9 protein-coding genes are annotated in these 12,392 nt (G+C 38.1%); 7 read left to right on the top strand and 2 right to left on the bottom strand.

Annotated features, from left to right (window positions below):
- The first annotated feature begins 214 nt into the window (after window positions 1–214).
- The 3 genes from greA (at window position 215) to VJ937_RS12560 (ending at window position 2,230) form a co-directional block, all read left to right on the top strand.
- The gene (greA, locus tag VJ937_RS12570) at window positions 215–694 is read left to right on the top strand and encodes a transcription elongation factor GreA (RefSeq protein WP_324067637.1); all 480 of its coding nucleotides are present in this window, start codon (window positions 215–217) and stop codon (window positions 692–694) included.
- 12 nt (window positions 695–706) lie between these two features.
- Window positions 707–1,099, top strand: coding sequence for an HIT family protein (locus VJ937_RS12565; RefSeq protein WP_324067634.1), 393 nt, complete (start codon window positions 707–709; stop codon window positions 1,097–1,099).
- Between the two features lie 213 nt (window positions 1,100–1,312).
- On the top strand, window positions 1,313–2,230 hold the full coding sequence (locus VJ937_RS12560; protein WP_324067631.1) for a hypothetical protein: 918 nt from the start codon (window positions 1,313–1,315) through the stop codon (window positions 2,228–2,230).
- A gap of 10 nt (window positions 2,231–2,240) precedes the next feature.
- On the opposite strand, the gene gltX is transcribed toward VJ937_RS12560, so the two are convergent.
- Entirely contained in the window at window positions 2,241–3,758 is a 1,518-nt protein-coding gene (gene gltX, locus VJ937_RS12555) for a glutamate--tRNA ligase (protein WP_324067629.1), read from the bottom strand.
- Window positions 3,759–3,773: 15 nt separating this feature from the next.
- Entirely contained in the window at window positions 3,774–6,143 is a 2,370-nt protein-coding gene (locus tag VJ937_RS12550; RefSeq protein WP_324067627.1) for a transglycosylase domain-containing protein, read from the bottom strand.
- Between the two features lie 284 nt (window positions 6,144–6,427).
- Between VJ937_RS12550 and topA the strand changes: the two genes are divergently transcribed.
- The 4 genes from topA to VJ937_RS12530 form a co-directional block, all read left to right on the top strand.
- A complete protein-coding gene (gene topA, locus VJ937_RS12545) occupies window positions 6,428–8,743 on the top strand; it encodes a type I DNA topoisomerase (RefSeq protein WP_324067624.1) in 2,316 nt (771 codons plus the stop codon).
- A gap of 37 nt (window positions 8,744–8,780) precedes the next feature.
- Entirely contained in the window at window positions 8,781–9,821 is a 1,041-nt protein-coding gene (locus VJ937_RS12540) for a hypothetical protein (RefSeq protein WP_324067623.1), read from the top strand.
- A 296-nt stretch (window positions 9,822–10,117) separates the two neighbouring features.
- The gene (locus VJ937_RS12535) at window positions 10,118–11,047 is read left to right on the top strand and encodes a type IX secretion system membrane protein PorP/SprF (RefSeq protein ID WP_324067621.1); all 930 of its coding nucleotides are present in this window, start codon (window positions 10,118–10,120) and stop codon (window positions 11,045–11,047) included.
- 26 nt (window positions 11,048–11,073) lie between these two features.
- A partial coding sequence (locus VJ937_RS12530; protein ID WP_324067619.1) for an SUMF1/EgtB/PvdO family nonheme iron enzyme occupies window positions 11,074–12,392 on the top strand: 1,319 nt, incomplete at its 3' end.

Below are 12,392 nucleotides of genomic sequence, written 5' to 3'. Positions count from 1 at the left end.
ATCCACAGAAGCATTTGATGGAGTACATTCCATTGGTGCACGAATTATACTGTAATTATTACAATTAAATATTAAAGAAAAGAATCTCGTTTCTGAGATTCTTTTCTTTTCTTTTAATTCCAGAATTTTCCTATCCTTGTGGATAGGTTTTCTTGTTTTAAAAACATCTTAGAAAAAACTGTTTGAAAGGATTATAAATTAAAAGTTGACGAAAATGTCGAAGTTGAATTATTTAACAGAAGATGGATTAAAAAAACTTAAAGAAGAATTAAACCATCTCAAAACTGTAGAAAGACCCAAGGCATCGCAGGCTATTGCAGATGCGCGTGACAAAGGAGATTTGTCTGAGAATGCAGAATATGATGCTGCTAAAGAAGCACAGGGGCTTTTGGAGCTCAAAATTTCTAAAATGGAAGAATTAATTCAAAACTCACGTGTTATTGATGAGTCGAAAATTGATTATTCTAAAGTACAGATAATGACCAAAGTTAAAATCAGAAATACAAAGAATAAAGCAGAAATGCAGTATTCAATTGTTTCTGAATCAGAAGCGGACCTGAAAAAAGGCAAAATAGCAGTTAACACGCCTATTGCAAAAGGATTACTTGGAAAAACTGTCGGAGAGAAAACTATTGTTCAGGCTCCTGCAGGTAATATGGAATTTGAAATTCTAGAGATTTCACCAATGAGATAAAATTTATTTATTATGGAAACAATTTTCAGTAAAATCGTTAAAGGAGACATTCCTGCGCATAAAGTTTACGAGGATGATAAATTCCTTGCCTTTTTGGATATTGCCCCGTTAAAAAAGGGACACACTCTTGTAATACCAAAAAGAGCTGAAGACTATCTTTTCGACCTGGATGATTCAGAGCTTGCAGAAATGATGATTGTTTCTAAAAAAGTTGCTAAAGCTATAAAAAAAGTGTTTCCTTGCGAAAAGGTAGGTGTAGCAGTGCTTGGACTGGAGGTCCCGCATGCCCACATACATTTAGTCCCGTTGGAGTCGGAGCAGGATATAAATTTCGCTAACCCAAAACTTCAACTTTCGCAAGAGGAGATGGCTGATATTGCTGGTAAACTGCAAGCACAGGTATAAAAAACTTCTTCAAACTGTAACTCTTTCCTTGTAAATGCTTATATTGTATCTTAACTGATACAGTTTAGGTACTTATAATGAAATTGTGCAATTTTTAAGTTCGTGGTACAGGCAAAAAAATCTTTTTAAAATTGTTATTTGCTTTTAGAAGCTAGATCTAATTAAAAATTGTAAATATTTATTCAGTGTTTAAATAAAGTAAATCTTAGGTCGATGAAAAAAAATTTCCTGGTAATTTTTTTGGTTTTCCTCTTTTTGGGGAGTTATGGTCAGGGTGTAAACACTGATTATTATAAATACGGCGCAAGTCCTTCCGATTTACCAGATTTTTTGCTCCAATCAGTGGAAACTGAACCGCTTATTTTAGGGATTTCTGATCCTGATATGGATTCAGCCAAAGGGGCTCAACAAGCCATAGAAAGAGCAAGGTCTCTACTTTATTTATCCCAGAATGCACGGGTTCGGTCGTTGTTCGATTATTATATGGGAGAGGAATACTCCGGAAGCGGAGGTACTTTTCAATCTTTTGTACAATTGGCAGTACACGATTCAGTTTTTCCAGAATATGTTGTTCTTGATACTTTTTATACCCGATTTCAAGAGGCAATAGTGCGTATACGTCCCAGCTCTGATGATTTGGAGTTTGGCTTTTCAATTGGTAGATCCTATGATATTCGTATGGAAAAATTCCGAATGGAGTATGAATGGGGCGGAGCCGCAGAATTTCAGGATCAAACAGAAATGGAAATTCAATATTTCGATAGTATAAGCAGCTCTGATTTAATCTCTGTGTATAAGTATACACATCAGTTTGAAGTATATAGCGCAGCAAATGGAGAGGAACGATTTTTTCCCACTTTGCGCTACAATTATGTACAACCCAATACAGGGCAACAGCAATATTTTAAATATGGGTTGTGGGTACACATTATGGACAGGTTTATACAAGAAATCGCCAATGAGTCTAAACGCATGCGTGAACTCGTTAAAAAAACCGGCGAAACCTATAAATCAAGTACAACTTTGAGCCAGGGCCTAACCTCTAACCTGGTAACATTCCAGATTAGAGATATAAACCTGGTTGACGGAGAGGTGGAAATATCTCTTGATGTTGAGTTCCTCGAATATTGATTACGAAGTTTTAATTACCGAGTTTTTCGAGTGCCAACTCAATTCTTTCTAATGTGCGGTCTCTACCTATGATCTCTATAATCTTAAATAGGTCAGGGCCTTTGGCACCACCCACAATTGATAATCTTAAACCATTCATAACTGCACCAAATCCTAACTCGTTATTATTGATGTAATCAGAAACTTTTTGTTTGAGGCCATCAGCATGCCATTTATCTGCCTCCGCCAATATATCTTTAATATTTTCAATTGCCTGTGGCACTTTGTTCTTCCATCGCTTTTTAACGACTTTGGCATCATAGGATTCAGGATTTTGAAAAAAGAAATATGTTTGATCCCATAATTCATGCACAAAGTTTACACGTTCTCGCACCATGGACACAATTTCTTCCAGGATATTAAAATCGCAACTTATACTTTTTTCATCTAATATTTTCGAAAAAGCTTTTGTTATTTCTTCAGCCGGTTTGCTTTGTAAGTACTGATGGTTGAACCATTTTGCTTTTTCCGGATCGAAGCGTGCCCCGGCTTTTTGAACTTTATTCAGATCAAAAAGCTTTATTAACTCCGACTTGCTTAATATCTCCTGTTCTGTGCCGGGGTTCCATCCCAATAAGGCCAGCATATTGATAAATGCTTCAGGAAAATATCCATCTTCACGATATCCTGCTGCAACGCCGCCTTCTTTATCCTGCCATTTTAGTGGAAACACTGGAAAGCCCATTTTTTCACCATCACGTTTACTAAGTTTCCCTTTACCCGTTGGTTTTAGTAATAGCGGGAGGTGGGCAAACTTCGGTTGATTCGCTTGCCAGCCCAGCGCCTCGTAAAGTAAATAATGAAGCGCCAGGGAAGGCAGCCATTCTTCTCCACGTATAACATGGCTGATTTCCATTAAATGATCATCCACTATATTGGCCAGGTGATAAGTTGGTAATCCGTCAGATTTAAACAAAACTTTATCATCCAGGGTATTGGTGTTCACTTTCATACTTCCCCGCACAATATCATGCATCTCCACAATACGGTCTTCAGGCATCTTGAATCTTATGACATAAGGGTCGCCGTTTTCTGTTTTTTGCTTAACAATATCTTCTGACAAAGTCAGGGAATTGGTCATTCTTTTTCGCTCTTCCTGGTTGTAGGTGAAGGTCTTACCCTCAGATTCATAAATGTTTCTTCTTTCTGCTATTGCCTCCTGAGTATCAAATGCATAGTAAGCCATTCCATTTTTGATGAGCTGTTCTGCATATTCACGATAAATATCTTTACGCTCTGATTGTTTGTAGGGGCCTTTTGTTCCGCCTTTTGTATAACCTTCATCAATATCAATACCGCACCATTCGAGGGATTCAACAATGTAATCCTCTGCACCTTCTACGTAGCGGCTTTGGTCGGTATCTTCTATTCTTAAGATAAAGGTACCATTATGTTTTTTTGCAAATAAATAATTGAATAATGCTGTTCTTACTCCTCCAATATGTAATGGTCCTGTTGGACTTGGGGCAAATCTTACACGTACAGTCATAAATTGGAACTTTTTTTAATTGAAAAACTCGTTGTTTAATGTCTCTTTATCTATTGTGGTTTCACCATCTTTTTCGCCGCAATCAAGGTCCATATGGAAATTTTCTGGAACAGCGAAAGTATCTTTTGGTGAAATATGTAACTCCTCATCAGCAAACACTTTTTGCATAAATAGTCCATACACAGGCAGTGCCATGTTAGCTCCCTGACCGAGTGATATTCCATCAAAATGAATTGACCGCTCTTCGCCACCTGTCCAGACACCGGCAACCAATTCTGGGACGACACCCATGAACCAACCATCTGATTGATTGTTGGTAGTTCCTGTTTTTCCGGCAATTTCGCCTTCGAGCTCATATTTCAACCTTAGACGAATACTTGTACCTTCGTTTACGACATTCTGCAACAGGTTAAGCATTAAATAAGCTGCATTTTCAGATATAGCTTCGTTTTTTCGTGCTTTGAAACTTGCAAGCTCATTTCCGTTCTTATCTTCTATATGCGTTACGAATAAGGGTGTTGTATGTATACCCTTATTGGCATATGTGGTATAAGCACTTACCATTTCGTAAAGACTGAGATCTGCCGAGCCCAGTGCAATTGATGGAACTTCAGGAATATGACTTTTTACACCCATTAAGCGTGTGATGTCAATTACCGCCTTGGGTTTAAATTGCTGAATTAACCAGGCTGAGAGATTGTTGATAGAGTGTGCAAGGCCGGTTTTCAATGTAATGTTTTTTCTTTTGAAACGATCTGGCCCTACACTTTCTGGGGTCCATGTTTCGCCTGTCGGAAGAGTAATAGTTACCGGGACATTAGGAACCCTGTAACAGGGCGAATAACCCTCTTGCATGGCCAGGGTGTATAAGAAGGGTTTGAAGGTTGATCCTACCTGTCTTCTTCCGCCTGTAACGTGATCAAATTTGAAGTGTTTGAAATTAATCCCACCCACATATGCTTTTACATGTCCATCGTGCGGATCAACTGCCATAAAGCCACTGTGGAGGTAATATTTATAATAAAGCAGAGAGTCCCAGGGGGTCATTGTAGTATCAATTTCGCCATCGTAGCTGAATACCGACATTTCAACGGGTTTGTTGAAAGCTGCTTTTATCTCTTTCTCTGATTTTCCCCGACTTTTCATGTTCCAGTATCTGGCACTTCGGCGCATTGAGTTTTTCATGATCTGGTCAATTTGGTCCTGCTCCAGGTCTTTGCTAAATGGTCCTTTTCGGTTATACTTTTTTTCTTCGAAAAATGCTTTTTGCAAATCCTGACTTAAATGCTCCCGCATTGATGCTTCTGCATATTTTTGCATGCGTGAATTAATAGTTGTGTAGATTTTTAAGCCGTCTTTATACAAATTGTAGGGTTCTCCATCGGGTTTAAAATTTTTGTTACACCAACCATACACCGGATCATCTACCCATTTGGCGGAATCTTTTGAGAAATTATCCTTATTGGTATATTCCTGTTCAAAGGGATTTGGCTTGTTGAGCTTCAGACGTAAATATTCGCGTAAATAAGTTGCCAAACCAACATTATGATCCTGTACCTTAAATTCCAGCTCTACCGGCTTTTGAGAGAGTGTGTCATAAGTTGCCGGTGAAATAAACTCGTATTTACGCATTTGGTTTAGTACAATATTACGACGATGCTTTGCACGATCCGGATGCCTTACCGGGCTATAGTAAGATGGTGCTTTGAGCACGCCCACCAAAGTTGCAGCTTCGTTTAAACCAAGCTTTTTAGGGGTTGTGTTGAAAAAGGTTTTTGCGGCCGATTTAATGCCGTAAGAGTGGTATCCAAAATATACCGTATTGAGGTACATCACAAGAATTTCTTCTTTGGTGTAGTTTCTTTCAAGTTTAACCGCGGTTACCCATTCCTTAAACTTTGTCAGTGTGAGATTAGAGTAATACGAAAGCTTTGATCCATAGGATGTTGTGTCCCTGGGAAAAAGGTTTTTAGCCAATTGTTGGGTGATTGTGCTGCCGCCCCCTTTGCGCGAACCCGTCATCACACCGTAGAAAACTCGCATTAAGGCTATACCATCAATACCTGCATGTCGCTCAAAACGGTAATCTTCCGTTGCAATAAGGGCATTTACCATATTTGGTGACAAATCATCAAAATTAATATATGTTCTGTTCTGGTAGTAATAGTTACCCATCGCAACTTTATCAGCAGAATATACCTGCGATGCAATATTGTTCTCCGGGTTTTCAAGATCCTCAAATGTGGGCATAAAGCCCATTTTACCTGTGGCTATCAAGGTAAAAAAAACAATAAAGCCCACAATCGGCACTATAATAATGGACCAGAAAATAATAATGTATTTCTTGAAATTGGGTTTTGATTCGGGTTGATGCTCTTGTGTCATATTATTCAACTTTGGCTAAAAATTCAACTAAACACTTAAGTAAAGTGTTAGCTAACAGATTAAGAATATAATTGATTTTTTTAATCATTGATAATGCAAAAATAAGTCTAAAAAGTAATATCTGACTATAATGAAATGAAAAATTCAATGTTTATCGCCCTTTTACCACTATCTATGGGCAATCTAAATAGCTTATAAGAGTGAAAAAAAAATAAAATTTGATAAGACTAATTGTTTTCTGTTATTTTTGTGCCCTGAATTGATAACGTAATTTGGCTTAATATATGATTAAAAACCTGGTAATTGTCGAGTCACCGGCTAAAGCAAAAACAATAGAGAAGTTTCTTGGAAAGGACTTCACTGTAAAAAGTAGTTATGGTCATATCCGTGACCTGGCTAAAAAAGATCTGGGTATAGATAAAGACAAGGGTTATAAACCAAAATATCTGCAATCACCTGATAAAAAGAATGTGATTAAAGAGCTCAGAGATGCAAGCAAGGAGGCCGAGATGGTGTGGCTTGCTTCTGATGAAGATCGGGAAGGAGAAGCAATTGCCTGGCATTTGTTTGAAGTTTTAAAGCTCGATAAAGAAAAAACCCGCCGTATTGTTTTTCATGAGATTACACCCAAAGCTATTAAAAATGCCATCGAAAACCCTAGAGAAATAGACTATAATTTAGTCAATGCTCAACAAGCTCGTCGTGTTTTAGATAGGTTGGTTGGATTTGAGCTCTCGCCATTACTTTGGAAAAAAGTTAAACCCTCTCTATCAGCAGGGCGGGTTCAGTCTGTTGCTGTTAGGTTATTGGTTGAACGTGAACGTGAAATTATTGCATTTAAGCCCGATTACGCCTACAAAGTTCAAGCAATTTTTTCAGATAAACAGAGTAACTACAAGCTTAATGCAGAGTTGAATAAACGGCTTTCTGAGCATGATGATGTAAAAGACTTTTTTGATAAAATTAAGACCCAGCAATTTCATGTTTCAAGTGTGCAAAAGAAGCCAGCGCAAAAGTCTCCGGCTGCACCATTCACAACATCAACACTTCAACAGGAAGCTGCAAGAAAGTTCGGCTTTTCTGTTTCACAAACAATGACACTTGCTCAGCGACTTTATGAAGCCGGTCATATTACCTATATGAGGACCGACTCAGTTAACCTCTCAAATGATGCCATTGCTGCAGCAGCAGAACAAATTAACCAGCTCTATGGCGAAAAATATCAGAAGACAAGAAAATACGCAACCAAATCAAAAGGAGCTCAGGAAGCTCACGAAGCCATCAGGCCAACATACCTGCAAAAACAGGAAATTGAGGCAGGCTCTGGTGAGCAAAGGCTTTATTCATTGATCTGGAAAAGAACCGTTGCTTCGCAAATGTCGAATGCGAAACTTGAGAAGACCACAATAAATATTCCGGTAGAACACAACAACTCATATAAATTCGTTGCACAGGGCGAAGTGCTCTTATTTGACGGGTTTTTAAAAGTTTATATGGAATCACGTGATGATGAGGAGCAACAGGAAAATAAAGGTTTGCTTCCTCCGGTAAAAGAGCAGGAGGTGCTGGATTTAATGCATGCACGAGCTCAACAGCGCTATGCATCCCAACCGCCCAGGTATACAGAGGCCAGTTTAGTGAAAAAGCTGGAGGAACTCGGAATCGGAAGACCGTCAACATATGCGCCCACAATTTCAACTATACAGAAGCGAAATTATGTAGTAAAGGAAGACCGGCCTGGAAAAGAGCGCACAATCACCGAAATTGAACTTAAAGACCAAAAAGTTACCTCGCAGAAAAAGCAGGAAACATATGGCAGCGAGAAAGGGAAACTATTCCCAACCGATGTTGGAATGGTTGTGAACGATTACCTGATGGAGTATTTCAACAATGTGATGGACTATAGCTTTACTGCCCAGGTTGAAAAAGAATTTGATAGTATTGCAGAAGGTAATCGTAAATGGAGTGCAATGATCGATGAGTTTTATCAACCATTCCATCATAAAGTAGAGTATGCCGAAGAAAATTCGGAGCGAAAAGCAGGTGAACGAATTTTAGGTGAAGATCCTAAATCCGGAAAACCCGTAATGGTTAGAATTGGTAAATATGGCCCGATGGCACAGATTGGTACTGTGGATGATGACGAAAAGCCTCAATTTGCATCACTTCGAAGCAATCAACATTTGGAGACCATAACTCTTGAGGAGGCTCTGGATTTATTTAAACTTCCCCGAAGTCTTGGCGAACTTGAAGGTAAAACAGTTACCGTTTCTGTAGGCCGTTTTGGCCCATACGTGCGTCACGATGGCCTTTTTGCCAGTCTCAAAAAAGAGGATGACCCCTATACAATCGAATTCGACAGAGCAGTCGAACTCATCAAGGATAAGCGGGAAGCTGATGCAAAAAAGCTCATCAAATCATTTGACGAGAAAGAAAAAATTAAAGTTCAGAACGGGAAATACGGACCTTATATCACACATAAACGAAAAAATTATCGTATACCAAAGTCTGTAGATCCTGAAAGGCTAACATATGAGGATTGTTTGGAAATAATTGATAAGGGTAAGAATAAAAAGACGAAGAAGACAAAGAAAAAATAGTGTTTTCTACAAATTCCACCATTGAAATAAAAATCAGATGCAATTACATGAATTCATCAAACCCGTTGTAGCCAGTGGAAAGTATAAGAAAAACCACCTGGGAAGCAGGATTAAACAATGGAATAGGGAAGCACTGCCTGAAAATGCAATAATCATACTGGGCGTCAGTAATTATGACGGTCAGACCAATAATTTGGGTGCAATTAGAACTGAATTATACACATTTTTTGCAAGCGGCAACAATAAGGATATAATAGACCTTGGTAATGTCATATCACTTAATGAAAAAGATCAGAGCGAGGTGATGACTTTCTTGTTAAATGAAAGCCGAAAAACAAATTCTTTGCTCATTATTTTAACAGAAGAGCAGCAACACCTTTCTTTTTTATATAAACAAACAGTAAATCAAGATTTATTAGTAATTTCAGAGAAGTTAATTAACAATTCAAAGAATAGCCCCCTACTTAAAAAGCAAGATAGTAACTTATATTATTTGGGGGTACAATCCTATTATTTGGACCCTGAACTCTGTAAAAAAGGCCGACCTGTAGTTTGTCGACTGGGGCAAATAAGAGATGGCCTTTATGAGACAGAACCTTATTTTCGGATGGTTACTGCAGCAGAAATTGACCTGAATGCCGTCAGATTCAGTGATTTCCCTCAAGGCAAAAATCCAAATCCCAATGGTTTGTATGCAGAGGAGCTATGTCAACTGGCATGGTTTGCAGGCAATAGTGAGACACTCAATTGTGCGGTTTTAAATGGGTACACTAATGAGCTTAGCGCATCTAAATCGAGCTTAAGGCTTGTTGCTCAGGCTATTTGGCATATAATTAGCGGTGCTGAAAGCCGTCAGGATTATTTGCCAACCCAAAATCCTGAAAAATTTAAAGAGATTCATCTTCAAAATACCAAAATTCCGGAACAATTAATTGTTTACAAAAGTAAATTAAACGGAAAACACTGGTTGAAATTTGGAAAAGATGACAAAATTATTCCATGTACATCCAAAGATATGGACGATCTTTTACAAAATAACATTAATGATCGGATATGGAGCTTAATGGGATTATTATAAGCTGAATTTATGGTTTTTAAATTAGACCTGTTTTGCTTTTATGTAAGGTTTGTTTGATGTTTCGGAAAGGTTTATTATATTTACTAATCAAACATTTAAAATTATTTTACTCAGTTTTTATAAAAAATTATAGCATAATAAAACAAGTTGAGATTTATTACGTAAATCTTTTCATGCTCAAACAATGCAAAAACTTAAGATTTAAAAAAGTATTTAATTTGTTTGGTTTAATGATTTTTATTTATTTTACCTCTTTAAAGGCTCATGGAAAAGCCTGAGATTAGATAAATAAAAGAATGAGAATAATTTTTGTCTTTATAATTTTAACTTTATCCACTTGGTCAATGGCACAAACCATACCACATGCGACATTATTTCAATACAATCATATGATGGTTAATCCCGGGTATTCAGGCATGAATGATGGGATTACGGTCAATACTGTTGTAAGAAATCAATGGATGGGATGGGAAGGTGCTCCAAGTACCCAGAATTTTAATGTGCACATGCCATTTAAACTTTTTGGTGCTGAACACGGAGCTGGATTAACACTTATGAATGACGAGGCCGGATTTGAAAATAACATTGCCATTGGGCTTAATTATGCCTACCGACGCGATATAGCTGAAGGTACAATGGGTATTGGTATTGGTTTTGGTTTCTATAACCAATCCCTTAGTGGCACTTTCGATCCGATCGAGGAAGGAGATGGACTAATTCCGCAAGGTGAGGATGAGGCGCTTTTCTTTGACCTGAATTTTGGAGGTTTTTATAAGACAGACAAGCTATATTTTGGTTTTTCGGTTAATCATTTAACGGCTCCGGAAGTAAAGTATAAAAATAGTACCGGGGGAAGTTATCCTTATTATCAGCGGGCAGCATTTTTAACTGCGGGATACCGTTATCAGCTAAGTAATCCACTATTTGAGTTAGAACCCAATATAATGGTTTATACTACAGGATCTTCAACGCAGGCAGCATTTAATGCAATAATGCATTATAAAAGCCGTTTTTGGGGAGGAGTTGGATACCGGGTTATTGATGCTGCATCAGTTATGGCTGGTGCTGAAATAATTGAGGGTTTAAATATAGGTTTAGCCTATGATATACCCACATCGCAGGTAATTAATGCCACAGCAGGTTCATTTGAATTTACTGTGCAATATATTTTTAAGGTTGATCTTGAAAAAGATGACCGAATTTATAGAAGTGTTAGATTTTTGTAAATTAATGATATCTAAATATGGGCAATATGAAAAAACTAATTGTTTTATTAACTGCAGCGACACTATTAAGTGCTTGTAATACTGGTGGAGACGGTGAGTTGACCGGCGTTGAGGGGCGTGCACCAGCTTACGATCAAACTCCTTATGGAATGGTTTTGGTTGAGCAGGGAAGTTACACTATGGGACCATCAGACGATGATGTGCCTTGGGCGCTGAATGCACAGTCCAAAACAGTTTCAATTTCATCTTTCTGGATGGATGAAACAGAAATTACCAATAACGAATACAGACAATTTGTACATTGGGTAAGAGATTCACTGGCCTACCGCATGCTGGGTGAACAAATAGATGAATACCTGATTCGTGAAAATGAATTTGGAGAAGAAATTGACCCGCCTTATATAAACTGGGAAGAACCAATTGTTTGGGATGGACAGGAAGAACAGGAAATTCTTGCTGATTTATATTATCCTGAAAATGAGCGTTTTTTTCGCTTAAAAACTATTGATCCAAGGAAGCTTATTTATCATTACTATTGGGTAGATTATAAGCAAGCTGCTGAAAAATTTACTTTTGATAATGAGGTAAGAAGAAGATATAATTATGAAACCGGTCAGTATGATGGAGAGTTATACAATGAGGAGGGCATAAAAGAAGAAGTGCAGGACAGGTCTTCCTTTATTATGGAAGAATCTACTCCAATTTATCCCGATACATTGGTTTGGATCAGTGATTTTTCATACTCCTATAACGAACCCATGGCCAATTCATATTTTTATCATCCTACGTATGATAATTATCCTGTAGTTGGAATTAATTGGATCCAGGCCAAAGCTTTTGCTGTTTGGAGAACAAACTTGCTTAATGCAGCACAGTCACGCAGAGGTGAGCCTACTGTTCAGGATTATCAACTGCCAACAGAAGCACAGTGGGAAAGAGCTGCCAGAGGTGGTTTGGATCTTGTTCCATATCCATGGGGAGGATACTATACCAGAGATGGAGAGGGTTGCTTCCTTGCAAACTTCAAACCACTGCGCGGTGATTATACAGAAGATGGAGCACTCCGCACCCACGAAGTTGCTGCCTATAATCCCAACGATTTTGGATTATATGATATGGCAGGTAACGTTGCGGAATGGACGCGCAATGCTTTTGATGAATCTGCCTATACTTTCACTCATGATATGGATCCGGAATACGAGTACCGAGCTTTAGACGGTGATCCCCCAGTATTGAAGCGTAAAGTTGTCCGGGGTGGTTCATGGAAAGATATTGGATATTATTTGCAAAACGGAACACGTGCCTACGAATATCAGGATACAGCAAAATCATACATCGGTTTTAG

Source organism: Salinivirga sp., from assembly GCF_035268865.1.
Classification (GTDB): Bacteria; Bacteroidota; Bacteroidia; order Bacteroidales; family Salinivirgaceae; genus Salinivirga.
The sequence above is the reverse complement of the archived record's forward strand: the minus strand, read 5'-3'. Positions and strand labels throughout refer to the sequence as shown.